This window comes from Butyricimonas sp. BSD2780061689_150309_C8 (genome assembly GCF_015560935.1).
GTDB classification, from domain to species: domain Bacteria; phylum Bacteroidota; class Bacteroidia; order Bacteroidales; family Marinifilaceae; genus Butyricimonas; species Butyricimonas paravirosa.
Map to the genome: position 1 here is coordinate 148,778 of NZ_JADMSV010000006.1, position 18,279 is coordinate 167,056.

Here is an 18,279-nt window from a genome sequence, read left to right on the forward strand (position 1 = left end):
AAAGAAAAAACTTAATCTTCAAGTTCCGCTTTTACTCCTTCAATCTGTTCCACGTTCAAATCGCTCTCATTACTATTTGTGGCAATATCATAATGTGGAAGCGGGTTTTTCTGTAACTCGATATTTTGTTCCCGATGCACGCAAACATCCATCGCCAAATAAAGAGCATTACGAAGTCCTTGTTCATCACCCAGATTCTGACCTACAATATCATAATGAGGATCGGTTAAAGACATTGAACAGATCACGGGCAACCCGGCAATATAACAAGCGGCACTTTCCTCATCCACGGACTTAAATGCCACAACCCCCTGATCGTAATACATGGCGAGGACAGCATCAAATTTCTCGTACATTCTCTCCGAGAAGAAACGCTCGGCAGAGAATGGGCCAATGGCCATAATTCCCTCTTCCCGGGCTCGCTCAATCGCCGGAATAATAACATTCACTTCTTCATCTCCATTCTGACCGCAATTTACCTGTGGGTTTAGCCCCAGAACAGCAATCTTTGGTTTCAAAATAGTAAAATCCTGACGCAAAGTATCATCCAGCAAGGTTAATTTCTTGAAGATATTCTTTTGTGTAACCTGATGCGGCACATCCCGTAATTTAACCTGTTCGGTCACGAAACCCATCTTTATCTTTTCGCTCACCAAGATGGACATAATATCTGCGGTATTATAACGCTTACCCAAATATTCCACCAACGACCCGGCCTCTTCCGTGAAGAATGCATTCGGTCCCTGGGGAGCCAGCGTCAACACATCAATCTCGTCCCGATCCAAGTGGTCCAAGGCATATTTCAAGGCTATCATGGTAGCCTGATCCGATTCGGGAGTCTCTTTTCCAAGATCAACCTTCACGTTATCATCCACGCAATTGATGATATTGGATCGTTTCCCGTTAGCCTCACCCGGCTCACGAATCGTGTTTAAACTGAAGTTTTCAATATTTAATACCTTCCGGTAGTAGGCGGCCACTTTAGGCGACCCGTATAGGATAGGAACACACAACTCACAAATCCGATTCTCTGCCAACAATTTTATGATCAACTCATAAGATATTCCGTTTACATCCCCGTGCGTGATTCCTACATTTAATCTGTTTTCCATAGTTTATTTCATTTCATACTATGGACAAAGATAGTAAGATTTTGTGTAAAAAATAATAGAATGACGTGCAATAACATCTACAAATGACGACATCAACGTTCCGGCCAGAAAAAGAGGAAGGAGGTTGACTTAAAAGTTCTGTATTTGTTTACTAACTACCCCTCCAACTCCCCCTTACACAGGGGGAGAGCTGATTACCAATCGATTTCCCCTCCCGTGTAAGGAGAGGCTAGGGGAGGTAGTCATTTCAAACAGGATTTTTGAGTCTACCTCATCCCTCGACCTTCCTACTTATCGTTTATTCTCCGAATACTTCCTTCAACTTCGCATCTATCGGTTCAGATTCCCCCACTGCACGTACAACAATTTTCCCATCACCATCAATCAACACTTTAGTCGGGAATGCCGTGATGGCATAGTCCTTCACCACGTCACATTTATCCTTTCCCTCGTTATTCAGGATCTGAGTCCACGTCATACCATCTTCCTCGATAGCTTGCAACCATATTTCACGAGCTTTGGAACCGTTTTCCGTGGCAATATTAATGACTACCAAACCTTTATCCCGATATTTTGCCTCAATTTCTTTCAAGTGAGGATGTGAATCCCGACAAGGACTACACCAGGAACCCCAGAAATCCAGTAGCACATATTTCCCCCTGTAATCCGACAAGCGTATGGTATTTCCATCCTTATCCACTTTTTCGAAATCCGGGGCAATAGCACCTACTTCTGTACGCAAGGCAATGTCAATGGCTCCTTGCATCTCCTTACCCAAAGGCATTTCCCGCAAGGCTTGATCGAAAGCTGCAAAAGTAGCCGCGTAATCCTTTAAAGTGAAATCATTACGCATTCCATTTAAAAGATACATGGCCGCGTAACTGGACGGATTCCCTTTGATAAAACGGATTTTTTCTTCTTTCTCTTTTTCAGCTAAAGTCATCCGTTGTTCGCCTAAAGCAACCTTCTCCTCCTCTGTTACCCCTTCAGCATACGATTTACGCAACAACTCAAACATCTCGTGTTCCAAAGGCAATGTTTTGGCATACAACTTCATCAAGTCATTGTTCCACGCTCCACCTTTCCATTGCAATTCGGGCCAACGGGCATTATCCATGTTAATTTCCAATTTCGTACCCGGCTCCATGAATAACGTGACACTCGGTCCGGGTACAACTCCCATACCCGACGGGATAATATTATGCGGGTCTCGCGATACGAGAGAGGCAACAATCGGTTCCTGCAATTTCTTCCGGTAACTCAATTTTCCATTTTCCACCCGGATCGTGTCCAATATAAAATTACCGTTCGTTTGATAGGCACAAATCAAAACCTCCTTCGGATAAGAACTGATTGTTCCCGTGATCACAAACTCGTCTTTCTGAATGGAATTGCACCCTGCCAACAGGGCTACAATTCCAAGTAAAAATACCACTTTCATCATTTATTATTTTTAATTTTATCCAACTTCCCGTGAATACGTGCAGCAATGGCATCATTCCCTGCCGGCATTTTATCCAGCGCCTTTTCTATTTGCCAAAGAGCCTCTTTCTGGTATCCCATCTTGTACAACACCTCGGCCAACGTTTCATAGCAAGTGAAATTACCGAACAGCGTAATAGCCTCCAATGCCCACGTCATAGCCTTATTCAGCAATTTTTGATCATCCGAGAGACGGGCAACATTAGCCGCAAGATCACGGAAATTAAATGCCAATGAAGCTGACTCATTGATACCGGCAAACTGAATCGTAAAGGCCAATTGCTCCGGGGTCTGAGATGCAAGTCCTGATGCATCCTTGATTAATCCCTGCAAGAATTGCATGTATTTTTCCTGATCCCGTTTCAAACAATCTTTTTCCTCTTCAAAAAGAATATCCGCATGTTTCTCTGCCAATTCCTCGAATCTCGTCTTGTCATCAATAGCGGCATAGTATCCGGAACGACTTTTCACTTCCTCGTTCGCCACATTCACTCCCAACTTCCCATTCAGGAAAGCCATCACCTTCAGGTAGCTGTTAAAACGCTCTTCATTCTTCTCTTTCACGGCACGACGATAGGAATACGAACCCATGCTATAACCCAGAATCTCGGCCATCTTTTGATCTTGCATACCCGTCACCTCACGAATACGATCCCAATTCTTCATGATAAAATCAGCGCATGCCCCTCCGGCATTTAGCTTATTCTCATAATCGAATAACTCTTTCAAGAACGTGGTATCCATCAAATTTTTCTCTTTCTCGATACTCACGTATTGATCAAAAATATCCGCGTTATCCAATTTCGCCCGGTTACGCTTGGCAATGTATCCTTTCACGAAAGATGCGTTATTCTTTTTCTTAGCGTAGAGCGCTTCCCACTCTTCAATTGTCCGCTTGTCAGAGAACTCAGCCAAAGCGATCTTTCCCTCTTCAATAAACTTTTCTGCAGGCATATACGCTCCGGAACGGTAAAACAATTTCCCGTTTCCATCCACGTACAAATAAGTAGGGAATGACATAATCTGATATGTTTTTGCCACTTCCACACCATCCCCTTTCTCGCAATCCAGTTTATAACAAATGAAATTAGCATTATAAAAATCCCCGACTTCCTTCAACGGGAATATCTCGCTCACCATCTTTTTACAGGGACCGCACCAGCTTGTATAATTATCCACGAACACCAATTTGTTTTCCTTCTTGGCAATCTCCAGGATTTCTTTCCAGCTACCTTCACGAAACTGAATACCCTGTGCCAGCAACGACATGGTGAATCCACACAGTATTACAACACTCAGAACTAATTTTTTCATCATATACCTTACTTTTTATTTTAATAATCATTCTGTACTAACTTATCATTCAGTAGCAACTCCTCGGCAGGAATCAAACATACCGTCCGACGGGATGTTTTAGGATCTATCTCATTATATTGCGCTCCCGTGTAGTTACTATAAGACACGGACACTTCCTCCCGTTTCATCGTCACGCCATTACGTACATAATCATAGTACGTCAGAGCCTCAAAAGCCAGTTCCCGACGACGTTCCGTGAATATTTCTTCAAACAGGTTATCTCCGCTTAATCCCGATAATTCTTCCAAACCTGCCCGGTCACGAATCTCATTCAAATCCCGTAAGGCCTTTGTATCCTCTCCCAGTTTAGCGTAAGCCTCTGCCCTGTTCAAGACCACCTCTCCGGCACGGATAAACACGGAAGGACAAATGAAAGAATAGTAATCAGCAAAAATATTATCCGCACCTCCATTGTATTTCGTTGTACTGAAACGTCCCGCATGTCGTACGGAAGGTTCCGTAAAATACTGCCACCGCAAGTCGTTTTCCTTATCCATGATTTTCTCGTAATCATGCGAAATCTCACAACAATACACACTAGTACTAGCCTCAGACTCATAACCGCTCCAAGAATAATAATTATGAACCGCATTACCCACTCCACTAGGGAAATTACCCGTGAAGAAAGCGAATAAAATTTCCTTGTTCGTTTTCGGATTATCATACAAGTCTTTCAATTCCTCCCCTCGCAAAACCTCTACCACGTCATTTACCAAACTAAACGTTGAATCTGCATAAGCTACCGCCAAACGATTATATTCTTCATCGGGACTCTCCGGTAATCCGCCCATATACAAATACACGCGCGACAACATACCAAATGATGCCACTTTATTAGCAAACGTACGATCCGAACGTTCATCCGGCAGACAAGATGCCGCTAATCTGAAATCTGCAACGGCCTGTTCGAAACACTCCCGTACGGTATTACGAGGTAACATTTCCGCGGTAGCCTCTACATCCAACGGAATACCCAGATTCACATCAGGATTATCCCAGAAAGGACGTCCGAATACATTCGTGGCATTGAAAATCATCAACCCGCGTAAGAAAGCATTTTCCCCTTTCAAACGAATCAAATCACGCTTCTCATCCGGGTTCACCGTTTCCCCGTATAACTTATCAATAGCAATTATATTACGAGATGCCCCCAGTATCAATTGCTGACTTTTCGCCCACAACGCCCAAGCGTATGACTGGGACTTCTGATCACTATTCAAGAAGAAATGGGCATCCGGAGCCCGCAAATAATCAGGAGAAGTCATAAAACCACTCTGGGCCGGGAAAGCCTCCGCGAAGATGACATTATTTCCCCGAAATTCACCCAACACATGATAACTACCGTGATAATGGTGTGCCTCTGAATACCCTCCGGCCTGCATCAAAAATTGTCCGTACAACCCCGAAGTGGCATTCACTATATTATTGAAACTACCCAGATAACTATCCGCCTCTGCCATATTATGCGGACGCATTTCATCAAGCCGTCCGTTACAAGCAAACAAGAATAGAGCTCCGATAAGTAAATATCTCTTTTTCATAACTTTCTACCGTTAAAATGTAACATTCAAACCAAATATAAAACGTCTTGGTGCTGCCCAACCGCCCACATTCTCCGGATCCATTCCAGCAAAGTATTTAGAAGCAAACGTATAGACATTGTCACAACTAAAGCTCAAGGCCGCAGACTGTACACAGATTTTTTTCATCCATTGTTGCGGGAAATTATACGTCAGCCGGATATTCGATATTCTCAGATGACTGGCATCCGTGTAACAGAAAGAAGTCTCGCTATTCAGCTCTTGCACGAAAGCCGGATCGGCATTTACCATCGGAATATCAGCTTTATCTCCCGTTTTTTCCCATATTTTCAATCCGGAAGGCACTTTATGGAGATTTGACGAAGTCCATGACGTTCCTGACGTATATTCAGCCAGCACACTATTATACACTTTATAATCCAAACTATACGTGGTATGCAAGTACAACTCCCAATTCTTATAGGTAAACGTGTTTGTAAAACCACCCCAATAAGGTGCACGCGACAAACCGATATTCACGTAACTCAGCTCCCCGTTACCAAGCACGGCTTCCGACAGAGAACCCACGATATTCGTACTACCGTCTTCTTCCACCCGAGCATATTGAGCAAAACCGGTCTCCGGGTCAACTCCCGTAACTTTCACTTTCTTCAACTCGTCAATATTATCCCCTTCATAGAAGGTTTTGTAACCGCTACGAGTCAATTTTTCCTGATCCAATTTAGTCAACTCATTATTATTATAACTGAACGTCAATGTCGTAAACCAGTTAAATTCTTCCCCTTTCACCGTGTGCGTGTTCAACACCAATTCCACTCCCCGGTTCTCCATCTCTCCCACATTCTGGTACTGTCTTCCCACGCCATTTGCAGCCGGCAGAGTCGTACTCATAATCAAATCGCTATTCCGCCGTTTATACCAATCCGCAGACAATGAAATACGGTTATTCAATAACGCCACATCCACCCCAATATTCAGATTATATGCTGTTTCCCACGACAACTGATCATTCCCCAACTGGTTAATGGTTGCCCCGTAAGCCGATTGATAAACCGGATGATCCCGGTAATAGTCAAACGTCGTGTTACTTGTACTATAAAGCGTGTAGTTCAGATAATCCATTCCCGCCTCTTTACCTGACGTACCATAACTCATTCTCAATTTCAGGTTAGACACCACGTCCTGACGTGCCATAAAAGCTTCCCGAGAAACAAGCCATGATCCACTAAATGAATAGAACGTTCCATAACGATTGTCCTTACCGAAATTCGTTGAACCGTCTGTACGGAAAGAAGCCGAAGCCATGTATTTACCTGCATAATTATAGTTTACCTCCGAGAATACAGAGAAACTACCGGACTCCCGCTCTGCACCTGTCGGAATCACAGCCGGATTCGTTTTATCCCCTTGTTTCGAAAAACCACCTACGTTACGTTCTCCGGCAATCATCTGGTCATACATTTCAATATGTGACGAACGAGTGTGACGTTCATACCATTCCTGACCTACCAAACCACTCAGGTTATGCTCACCGAAACTATGTTGCAAACGTAAAATATTTGATGTCAAAAAAGTCCAGCTCCGTTCATCATCCACCTTCAAAACACCGTTACTCATCTCATTACGGCTATGATTACCACTATAAGTACGACTATCCAAATAATCATTTGTATTGACATTCGTCAAAGTCAATGTATTTGTCGAAGAAAAAGACAACCATTTGAAAGGCTTCAATGTTGCAGAGAACGAACCGAACAGATTATTCTTCAAATCCGTCACGTTATTATATTTATTATCTTGCAACGGATTACTCAACGGAGTCGGGTCCATCGTGTAATTCTTCCAAGATTTGATGTTGTACTTCAACGTTCCATCCTCATTATAGGGAGTCACCCAAGGATGGTAACTTTCCATGGAATCATCATCGGAATTGGCTGTAATATTTTTCTCAAACGTACCGCTCAGATTCACCCCAAACGATAAATATTTCATCACATCAAAATCCAACCGTAACTTGAACAAATGGCGTGTCAGATCATATCCAATCTGTGTACCCTCTTCATCATAATAGTTATATGAAAAATAATACTGGATCTTATCTCCACCACCGCGGATACTCATTGCCACATCCTTACTTAAACCGTTACGATAAACCAGATCTCTCCAATTAGTCGTTTTCGTTACGTCAAAATTATTATATAACGTTCCCAATGTATCCTGTATGAAAGTTTCCTGATTGGCATATTTTGCACGTAAACTCTCATTCGTATTCCACCAATTACGTAATGCCATCTTTCCATAATCCAGCAACTCCTGTGAATTCATATACTCCAATTTTCCAAAATTCGGAGTACTGATACCTAATTTCATATCCAGTGCTACTGTCATACGATCTTTTGCACCTTTTTTCGTTGTCACCACGATCACTCCCGTTGCGGCCCGGGAACCGTAAATAGCGGTAGAAGCAGCATCCTTCAACACTGTAATATCTGCAATATCCGATGGAGATACCACCCCGTTAATACTCGTGTAATCGGTGATCACACCATCTATCACGATCAATGGGAAAGAAGACGTCGTGGATAAAGAATTGGAACTATATAACGTTCCTGTACCGCGTAACAGCAAATCTCCGTCACTTCCCGGAACACCGCTACTACCCGTAATCTGCAATCCAGTCGTGTGTCCTTTTAACGCATTCATCAAACTACCGCCCGTGGCCGATTGAGCGATATTCTTTCCCCGGAATTGTTGTACCGCACCGGTCATCTCGCTCACCTTTCGAGTCGAATACCCCGTAACGATCACCTCTTCCATCTGTTCCACGTCCTCCAAAAGAACCACATTAAGCACTTTCTGGCCTGAAAACTTCATCTCTTGCGATTTCATCCCCACGAAGGAGAACACGATCACCACGCCTTCTTTTGCCGGTACTTTGATCTCATATTTCCCGTCAATATTCGTGGCTGTACCCACTGACGTACCTTTTAACATCACCGTCACACCCGGTAAAGGCTTACCGCTTGCATCCTTTACCTGCCCTTTCACCACTTCCACGGTAGGTACAACAGGAACCGCTTTTGCACGTGTAACCACAACTACCTTATCCACCACCTCGTAGTTGTACCCATTCTCCCGCAACACGGCATCCAGAATTTTTTCAACCGTCGCATCCTTTAATTTTAACGTCACCACATCATCTACCCGAACAACACCTTTCCGGTAAACAAAATCATACCCAGCCTTCTCTTTCAGGTAATCCAACACGGCCCCAATCGTGCTGTTCGTGAAATCCACATCCAATTTCTTCCCTTGCGAGAAACCCGCTGCGCTGACCGTATTTATCACGCAAACGAGTAAAAATACCCTTAAACCCATAGCAATCAATTTTTGCGGCAATCTTATCCAATAGGGATTGCCCGTTCGTCGATTTTTTTTCATAACTTTGTAAAGCATTTAATTAAACATTCATCTGAGCCAACAGATGTTTATTTATGACGAGGAGAATCTTGCCGGATTCCCCTCTTTTTTATTTGAAAACGATCACCGTCCTTTCTTCTATATCAAATTTCACCTCATTTGTTTTTTCCAAAATATTCAGCACCTCTCTCAACTCTGTATACCGCGGCACGACCCCTTTAAAGATAATGTTTTTCAACTCATCATCCCGGTACACAACCTCCATATCATACCACCTTGCAAATTTCTGCATGATCTGCTCCAAAGTTTGCTCCTCAAGAATAAACATTCCCTTTTTCCAAGCAATCACTTTCTCTACATCCACCTCCCGTTTGTCAAGATGCCCGTCCCGACAATCCAACATACTCTGTTCCCCAGGTGCAAGTACCATATTTTCCCCGCTATCAGTTGCCACCTTTACTTTTCCGGTCACCAAGGTCGTGTAAATCGCCGCCTCATCCATATACCCGGACACGTTAAATTCGGTTCCCAACACCTCTACCGTCTGTTGCAATATCTCCACCCGAAACGGCATACCCGCATCCTTAGTCACCGAAAAATAGGCCTCACCCTCCAAGAACACCCGTCGTTCTTTGCCTACGAACTCCACCGGATAACGCAACTTACTCCCTGCATTCAACCACACGGTAGTCCCGTCCGCCAAGATCAAATCGAACTCTCCTCCCCTCGGTACTTCCACCTCATTATACACTAATTTCTTTCTTTTCTCTCCCTCAACCTTTCCTTGTCCCGCGTACGATAATCGCCGCTCATCAATCTTCACGGCATCCATACCTCCCACTTTCACTCCTTCTGCCAAAGTCTCCAAATCGACCACCCGTCCATCTTCCAATCTCAAAACAGCACGTACACCCCCGGCTTTAATGGGTTGTTCCGCCTTTGCCAAAGGCATGGACTCCTGTCTATCATCGACCGGGAACAAATAAAAACACCCCACGAACACGGCCACAACAGCTGCGGCAGCCACACCCCATTGCCATCTTCTCTGTCTCAATCGTCGTTCTTCCTCACGAATACGCAGGTGCATCCCTTCCAATGGACGTATCACCTCCACTCCCTCCAACTGTTTCACCTCACCCATCACTCGCTGTCCATCCTTCAACTCACGATACAACCGCTCGTTATCCGGATTCCTTCCCCGCCACCATTCCAGATAGCGTTGCTCTTCATCCGAAATCGTCCCCGTCACCTCCTTGAAGATCAACCGTGAAATTTTAAAGACCTGTTCTTCTAATTTTTCCATTATATCACACTTTATATCCTGTTTCTTAATTGAATCATCCATAGAACGCAATCACTTAAAAAAAGGGTAAAAAATTCACATTTATTTTTAGAAAAAATTATCTATCGAACAAAAATACATCGTAAGTAATACATATTCAGAAAGATAACGACACGAAAATTTCAACTGACAAAATAGAAATCAGCTTTTTAAAACAAAAAAGAATAAAAATAACTCTCTCGGCAACTTTTCCCGTAAAATATCCAACGCTTTGGCCTTCGTCTTCTTCACCGTACTCTCCGACACGTTCAATTGTTCAGCAATATCCGTAATTTTCAACCCTTCAATAAAACTCAATTCAAAAATTTGTCGCTCCCTTTCCGGTAAACTCCGGATAGCATAATATAATAATAATTGAGTCTCCTGGTCAATCACGCTATTCTGAAAAAACACGTCCTCTTCCAGTTGTGACAAATAACGCTCACTCGCTTTCGCCTTCCGGTGAAGACTAACAATTTCATTCTTGATAGAAATATAAAGGAAAGATTTCAATGACTCCACCGACTCAAATTGCAGCCGTCTTTTCCAAGCGTTGAACACCGCATTCTGCACGCAATCCTCGGCCAGAAAACTATTTTGTTCTCCCGCATACCGCACGGCATACAACAATAGTGCTGGATACAGACGCCTGTACAACATCTCCAAACGCCCTTGCTTGAACTCGTTCAACATCTGAACATCAATATCTTCTGACACTTTCATATATGCAGCCGGATATAATAGCCAATAAACAAAATTCAAACAAAGATAATCTTTTTTTTATTTTATCCTGCATCTTCCCGTTTTCTTCCAAATTCCACAGACACGGGAATAAAATCAATTTTCGACAACAAAAGAAATGGAGTGAAAAATCTCCCCTTATATTCGAGGAAATTCTTCACTCCATTCAGAATGACAAAATCAATGACTTACATATTATTCTTGATTTTCTTTTCTTTCCGGTCTAGGACCTCTGTCGCGATGGGGACGATCTCCCCGATCTTGTCTAGGCCCGCGATCTTGACGTTCGCCTCTATCTTGGCGTTCGCCGCGATTTTGACGATCGTTTTGCTCCATACCTTCCGGTTTAGGCAACAACACCTTACGGGAAAGTTTGAATTTTCCGGTTTTCGGATCAATATCGATCAATTTCACACGTACCCGATCTCCCTCTTTCAATACATCCTCCACTTTCTCTACGCGTTTGTGATCGATCTCGGACACGTGCAACAAACCGTCTTTACCCGGCAAGAACTCCACGAAAGCACCGAAAGCGGTGATTGTCTTTACAACTCCCTCGTAAATCTCTCCGACTTCAGGTTTGCAAGCAATAGCCTTGATGCGGGCAACGGCAATCTCGATAGATTCTGCATTGGTGGCAGCAATATCCACGATACCCTGATTACCCACTTCTTCAATAATGATAACCGCTCCGGATTTCTCCTGTATATCCTGAATAATCTTTCCTCCGGGGCCAATGATCGCTCCGATCTGATCCTTATCCACCGTAAGCGTAACCATACGCGGTGCGTGCGGTTTCAAGTCAGGACGAGGTTCAGGTAAGGTTTCCTTAATAATATTCATGATGTGTAAACGACCTCTCCGGGCTTGATCCAGAGCTTTCTCCAGAATCTCGTAAGGAAGACCGTCTACTTTAATATCCATCTGGGTGGCGGTGATACCGTCTACCGTTCCGGTTACCTTGAAGTCCATATCTCCCAAGTGATCCTCGTCACCCAAGATGTCAGACAACACGGCATATTTCTCGTTATCGGTGATCAATCCCATAGCGATACCCGTTACCGGTTTCTTGATCGGAATACCGGCATCCATCAATGCCAAAGTTCCGGCGCATACCGTTGCCATGGAAGATGAACCGTTAGATTCCAAAATATCAGAAACAACACGTACCGTGTAAGGATAGTTATCCGGCAACATACGTTTCAACGCACGATGAGCCAAATTACCGTGTCCCACTTCACGACGACCTACACCGCGACTGGCTTTTGCCTCTCCCGTTGAGAACGGCGGGAAGTTATAGTGCAACAAGAATTTTTCTTTTCCTTGTTCAGTAGCCTCATCTATAATCTTTTCATCCAGCTTGGTTCCTAAAGTTACCGTGGACAATGATTGCGTTTCACCGCGGGTAAAGATAGAAGAACCATGAGGTCCCGGAAGAGGTCCGGCCTCACACCAGATCGGGCGAATTTGTTCGGTCGTACGTCCATCCAGACGTAACCCCTCATCCAAAATCATTCTCCGGACAGCCTCTTTCTCCACGTCATGATAATAACGGGCAACCATATTCTTCTTCGCCTCTCTCTCTTCTTCCGGAAGTGATTCCAAGTATCCTTCTTTCACTTCGGTAAATAACTTTTCGCGTAAATGCTTGTCTGCATTACATTGACGGGCAACAGCATACGCTTTATCGTAACATTTAGCCCAGATGTCTTTACGCAACTCTTCATCATTCACTTCATGACAATAAGCCCGTTTTTCTTTATTCACGGCTTTTGCCAATTCCATTTGAACCAAACAATGATCTTTAATAGCTTCATGAGCAAATTTAATAGCGTCGAGCATTTCTTTCTCGGAAACCTCGTTCATCTCACCCTCAACCATCATGATATTCTCGTAGGTTGCAGCAACCATAATATCCAAATCGGCAGTTGCCAACTCGCTCTTGGTAGGGTTAATCATAAATTCCCCATTCACACGAGCTACACGTACCTCGGAAATAGGACCGTGGAAAGGAATATCACTCACGGCAATAGCTGCAGAGGCAGCCAATCCGGCCAAACAATCCGGCATAGACTCTTCATCAGCCGAGTACAACGTTACCTGCACGAAAGTTTCCGCATGGTAATCATCCGGGAACAAAGGTCTCAGAGCCCGGTCAATCAGACGGGATACCAAAATCTCGTAATCGGAAGCCCTTCCCTCTCTACGGGTGAAACCACCGGGGAAACGTCCTACCGCTGAAAATTTTTCTTTATAATCTACCGACAAAGGCATGAAGTCCACGTCCGGACCTGCCTCTTGTGCGGAACAAACCGTAGCCAACAACATCGTGTTGCCCATTTTCAGCATGACAGCACCGTCCGCTTGTTTGGCTAATTTTCCGGTTTCCAATGTTATTACCCGACCATCTTTCAGGGTAATGCTTTTTTCAATAATGTTCATAGAAATAATAAAACTGTTAAAATACTAAACATTTTAACGGAATTCTTTTTAGATAAAAGGAGGAGGAGGGGAGGATTAAAAGTAAAACGACCCGGACGACCCGGGTCGTTTTTATGTAATTATTTACGTAAATTCAATGCTTTAACGATAGCACGATATCTATCGATATCTCTCTTCTTCATGTAATCAAGCAACGCTCTACGTTTTCCAACCAATTTAATCAAAGATCTTTGAGTAGCGAAATCTTTGTGGTTTTTCTTTAAATGCTCAGTTAAATGAGCGATACGGTAGGAAAATAAAGCTACTTGTGACTCAACAGAGCCGGTATCTTTATTAGACTTCCCGTACTGTGAAAAAAGTTCTTCTTTCTTTTCTGATGTCAAATACATGATGTACAGTCTTTTATATTTAATAATAATTTTAACGCCGCAAAGATACGTTTTATTCCGACATAAACCAATCTTTTCCAACCCTTTTTGTATTTTTGTATTCCAATTTTCCACAAACAAAAAGAAATACAGATGAAGATATTTATATATGTAATATTACTTTTCATCCCCACGCTATCATTCGCCCAGCGGGCCAAGATCGCATTCGAAAAGACCACGTTCAACATGGGACTCGTGCAGGAAAACGGGGGAAAAGTAACTCACGAATTTAAATTTACAAACAAAGGGAAAGCACCCCTGTTGATAAAATTTATCGAAACCACGTGTGGTTGCACTACTCCCAAATGGAACAGGAAACCCATTCCTCCCGGAGACAGTAGCGTGGTCATCGTCACGTTCAACCCGAAAGACCGCCCCGGCGTGTTCTCGAAAAAGATTATCGTGTACACGAACGCCACTCCCCCGAACATCGTATTGCGTTTAGAAGGAGAAGTCATCACGAAATCGGTTGACATCCCGACAACCTACCCCATCGTGGTGGGTAACTTACGTTTCACCACGGACACGATCCACTTAAAACAGGCAGAGACGAAACACCAGATCATAAACCTGATCAACACGGGCAAAAAGAACATATCGATCCTATCGATTTTCAAACCCGACTACCTGGAAGTGGACTGTACCCCCCTCACGTTGGGCAAGGAAATGATGGGTAATCTCATCATTCGGTATCTCCCGAAACACGCGGACAAGATCAAGCCGGATGATTACGTCCTCATCAAAACAGATCAGGGAACGACACACAAGTTCATGATCTCGAACAAGTAATTTTCAATTTTGTACTTTCAATTTTCAATTCAATATGATTTATCCCGAAAATTTTGAATCTAAAATAAAATTCGACAAAATAAGACAACTTATCAGCAATAACTGCTTGAGTGACATGGGCCGGGAACTGGTCAGCGACATCAAGTTCTCCACCAATGCCGGATGGATCGAAACCTCTTTGGCCGAAACCTCCGAATTCATGCGGATCTGTCAAGAGGAAGAGAACTTTCCGGTCTCCTATTACCATGATGCCCGTCCCTTCTTGCTGCGTATAAAAGTAGAGGGTTTGTTTCTGGAAGTAAACGAGCTGGTTGTCTTAAAAAATTCACTGGAGTCGCTGAACGCCATCATGCGTTTCTTCAACACCAAACAAGAAGTTTACCCTCATCTGGTAGCCCGGGCCGGGGACGTACGGGTATTCCCCTATATCCTACAACGCTTGGACTCGATCGTTTCAAAATTCGGGACAATCAAGGATACCGCCTCACCCGCTTTAGGCAACATACGTCATAGCATTGCTAAAAAGCAATCCGGAATCTCCCGACGTATGCAATCCCTGTTGCAGAAAGCACAGGAGGAAGGATGGGCCGACAAGGACAGCAACATTGCTATCCGGGACGGTAGAATGGTGATTCCCGTGCCTGCCGCCTTCAAGCGGAAATTAAATGGTATCGTGCATGATGAATCCACCACCGGGAAAACCTCTTATATCGAACCCGCGGAAATCATCGAGACAAACAATGAAATTCGGGAACTGCAACTGGAAGAGAAACGGGAAATCACTCGTATTCTCCGGCAATTTGCCGACGACTTGCGTCCTTATATATATGACTTGATCCCGGCATACGATTTCATGGCATTCGTGGATTTCGTGCGAGCAAAAGCACTCTTTGCCATCCGGGTGAATGCCATCGTCCCCCTTTTTGAAGATACCCCTTCCATGCTATGGTACAGGGCAAAGCATCCCCTACTCTACCTAAGCTTGAAAGCAAACGGGAAAGAGATTGTTCCCCTGGATATTGAAATAAATGAAGATCAGCGAATCATCCTGATTTCCGGTCCTAACGCGGGTGGTAAATCAGTCTGCCTGCAAACAGCCGGTTTATTACAATATATGTTCCAATGCGGCGTACCCGTACCCGTGGAAGAATCCAGTAAATTCGGGATATTCCACAAAATACTCATTGACATGGGAGATGAACAGTCTCTTGAAAATGATTTGAGTACATACAGCTCGCATCTGGTAAACATGAAGAATTTCATCCGTTACGCCTCGCAGGACACGCTTATCCTGATCGACGAGTTCGGTACGGGAACCGAACCCATGCTGGGCGGAGCGATAGCTGAAGCCATTTTAAATGCTTTAAATAACAACCAAACGAGAGGTGTCATCACGACACACTACACCAATTTAAAACATTTTGCCTCTTCAGCTTCCGGAATTGCAAACGGGGCCATGCTTTATGACAGCCATCGGATGTTGCCGCTTTTCCAACTGGAAATCGGAAAACCGGGTTCGTCTTTTGCATTCGAAATCGCCAAGAAAATCGGGTTACCCAAAGAAATTTTGGACGATGCCGCCAGCAAGATCGGTGAAGACCGGGTAAATTTCGACAAGCACTTGAAAGAAATCCTACGGGATAAACGTTACTGGGAAGAAAAACGGAAACGCATCCATGAAAATGAAAAACGCTTGGAAGAAGTGCTAGAACGTTATAAAAAAGAACTGGACGATGCCTCAAAACTCAGGAAAACAATTATCCAAGAAGCCCAAGAGAAAGCCAAAGAACTCATCTCCGGGGCGAACAAAACGATAGAAAATACCATCCGGCAAATCAAAGAAAGTCAAGCCGAAAAGGAGCAAACCCGACTGGCTCGCCAAACATTCGAGGAAGAAAAACGACGGTTACTGTTCAGCGAAGAAGAAGAGGAAGAACGACTGAAGAGAAAAATCGAGAAATTGAAAAACCGGGAAAAGAAACAAAAGGAAAAAGGGAAACGCTCCCAAACCTCCACGTCTGAAGAGACCGATCAACAGCAACAGGCGCCAATTTTCAGCAAAGGAGATCTCGTGCAACTGGATAATAAAGCCGTGGGTGAAATTATCGAAATTAACGAGAAAAACGCGGTTATCGCTCTCGGCGGTCTCATGACCACCGTGAAAGTGGAACGCCTCTCGAAAATATCGAACAGTGCAGCCAAGAAAATCACGCAAAACAGGACGCCACGCCCCTCTTCCAATTACCTGGAAAACATCAGCCAGAAACGTATGGATTTCAAACCGGAGATCGACGTACGAGGACTACGGGGAGACGAGGCGCTCATGAAAGTATCGGAATTCATTGACAATGCCGTTATGCTAAACATGAAAGACCTACGCATCTTGCATGGAACAGGTACAGGAGCCCTCCGACAAATCATACGGGATTTTTTAAAGACCAATCCGGTCGTGGGTTCCTGCGGGGATGAACACGTACAAATGGGAGGCTCGGGAATTACCGTGGTGAAACTGGATATATAAACCACACGCGGTTATATTCCGGATAAATCCGCATCCTTGATATTCGCAAAAGCGAGGGCAACCAACAAAACGAGAATTATTCAAGAATACCCTAAATTCGTGTTTCAACACTCACGGATTTAGGGGTGTTCTACAAAAATTCAATGCAAAATAATGTAAAATAACGTTACCAAAACAGTATTATCTTGTTATCATATTGCGAGCCGCTCCCATTCCGCTCCCATTCCTCCCCTATTCCGCTCCTATTCCGCTCCTATCAAAATAACAATATATTAAATTACAATAGTAATTATTAACATCCGAATAAGTCTATCATAACAATTTGAAAACAGGATAATAACCCCATCAGATAGAAATTTCATTTGAATGCCCACTTTACTGGGACAAATCACTATTTCCCCGACTACCTATGAGCGTGGAAACAATTGTTTGTATCGAATTCCGGAATTAAGAATAATTGAAGGGCTATATGTTTAATGCTTTTTGGATCATTTTTTGATACTCTTCATCATCCAATTCTATCTCCAGCATAATCTTTCGTTTGGACGATACACTCTCTGCTTTTTGGGAATGACATGCCCCAATAATATTATTTTCTTGTCTCAACTTCTCCGAGAACAGACTAAACAAGTCCACATTCAACACCATGCAAATCTGATACAACAAATCTGTATCAATAGATTGACGCTTGAAAAGATGATATACCAACGTCCTTTCTTTGTTAATCATACGAGCGAACTGGCTGGCACTCAAACCACTTTTCTCGAACTCTTGCCTTATAATCTCTCCTATATCCAATTTCATAGTTCAAAATTACGAGAATTATCATGAGAAAAGTTTTAATAAAGGTAATATATAACTACAAAAATGTTGAATATTATTTGCACATGTAAATTTTATACCATATTTTTGTCAACAAAATACAACGAGGCGTTTGTAAATGTATTAAATAAATTATTGAATTATTGGAAATTCCAATGTAATTGACCCCTAGAATCCAACTTAAATTGCCCCCCTTTAAATTTTCCCCAGAAATAGCCAGATCATCCCTTTATACACGTGCATAAAATTCTACAGGTATGCCATTATTATTATTAAATTTTATTCACAAATATAGTGATTTTAT

Annotated in this window: 12 protein-coding genes; 2 read left to right on the forward strand and 10 right to left on the reverse strand. The window is 43.3% G+C overall.

Annotated elements, in window-relative coordinates; all coding sequences use genetic code 11:
- Positions 1-11 precede the first annotated feature (11 nt).
- The 9 genes from I2I33_RS07870 to rpsO form a co-directional block, all read right to left on the reverse strand.
- Positions 12-1,112 (reverse strand): PdxA family protein, encoded by a 1,101-nt coding sequence (locus I2I33_RS07870; protein ID WP_087422453.1) that lies wholly within the window; start codon positions 1,110-1,112, stop codon positions 12-14.
- A 298-nt stretch (positions 1,113-1,410) separates the two neighbouring features.
- Positions 1,411-2,553, reverse strand: coding sequence for a TlpA disulfide reductase family protein (locus tag I2I33_RS07875; protein WP_158572084.1), 1,143 nt, complete (start codon positions 2,551-2,553; stop codon positions 1,411-1,413).
- Positions 2,553-3,911: a thioredoxin family protein gene (locus I2I33_RS07880; protein WP_087422455.1), complete on the reverse strand. Its 1,359-nt coding sequence runs from the start codon at positions 3,909-3,911 to the stop codon at positions 2,553-2,555. Before I2I33_RS07880 ends, I2I33_RS07875 begins: the two co-directional genes overlap by 1 nt.
- Positions 3,912-3,928: 17 nt before the next feature.
- Positions 3,929-5,491, reverse strand: coding sequence for a RagB/SusD family nutrient uptake outer membrane protein (locus tag I2I33_RS07885; protein WP_087422456.1), 1,563 nt, complete (start codon positions 5,489-5,491; stop codon positions 3,929-3,931).
- 12 nt (positions 5,492-5,503) lie between these two features.
- On the reverse strand, positions 5,504-8,932 hold the full coding sequence (locus tag I2I33_RS07890) for a SusC/RagA family TonB-linked outer membrane protein (protein ID WP_195666783.1): 3,429 nt from the start codon (positions 8,930-8,932) through the stop codon (positions 5,504-5,506).
- 88 nt (positions 8,933-9,020) lie between these two features.
- Positions 9,021-10,214, reverse strand: a complete 1,194-nt coding sequence (locus tag I2I33_RS07895) for a FecR family protein (protein ID WP_162613867.1) — start codon at positions 10,212-10,214, stop codon at positions 9,021-9,023.
- 180 nt (positions 10,215-10,394) lie between these two features.
- Positions 10,395-10,955, reverse strand: a complete 561-nt coding sequence (locus I2I33_RS07900) for an RNA polymerase sigma factor (protein WP_087422459.1) — start codon at positions 10,953-10,955, stop codon at positions 10,395-10,397.
- A gap of 213 nt (positions 10,956-11,168) precedes the next feature.
- A complete protein-coding gene (gene pnp, locus I2I33_RS07905; RefSeq protein WP_087422461.1) occupies positions 11,169-13,415 on the reverse strand; it encodes a polyribonucleotide nucleotidyltransferase in 2,247 nt (748 codons plus the stop codon).
- Positions 13,416-13,534: 119 nt separating this feature from the next.
- The gene (gene rpsO / locus I2I33_RS07910) at positions 13,535-13,804 is read right to left on the reverse strand and encodes a 30S ribosomal protein S15 (RefSeq protein ID WP_087422516.1); all 270 of its coding nucleotides are present in this window, start codon (positions 13,802-13,804) and stop codon (positions 13,535-13,537) included.
- 132 nt (positions 13,805-13,936) lie between these two features.
- Between rpsO and I2I33_RS07915 the strand changes: the two genes are divergently transcribed.
- Together I2I33_RS07915 and I2I33_RS07920 are read left to right on the forward strand one after the other, a co-directional pair.
- Positions 13,937-14,632 (forward strand): DUF1573 domain-containing protein, encoded by a 696-nt coding sequence (locus I2I33_RS07915; protein WP_087422462.1) that lies wholly within the window; start codon positions 13,937-13,939, stop codon positions 14,630-14,632.
- Positions 14,633-14,666: 34 nt separating this feature from the next.
- On the forward strand, positions 14,667-17,153 hold the full coding sequence (locus I2I33_RS07920) for an endonuclease MutS2 (protein WP_087422463.1): 2,487 nt from the start codon (positions 14,667-14,669) through the stop codon (positions 17,151-17,153).
- 465 nt (positions 17,154-17,618) lie between these two features.
- Here I2I33_RS07920 and I2I33_RS07925 read toward each other — a convergent pair whose 3' ends face one another.
- The gene (locus I2I33_RS07925) at positions 17,619-17,957 is read right to left on the reverse strand and encodes a helix-turn-helix domain-containing protein (protein ID WP_087422464.1); all 339 of its coding nucleotides are present in this window, start codon (positions 17,955-17,957) and stop codon (positions 17,619-17,621) included.
- Positions 17,958-18,279 lie beyond the last annotated feature (322 nt).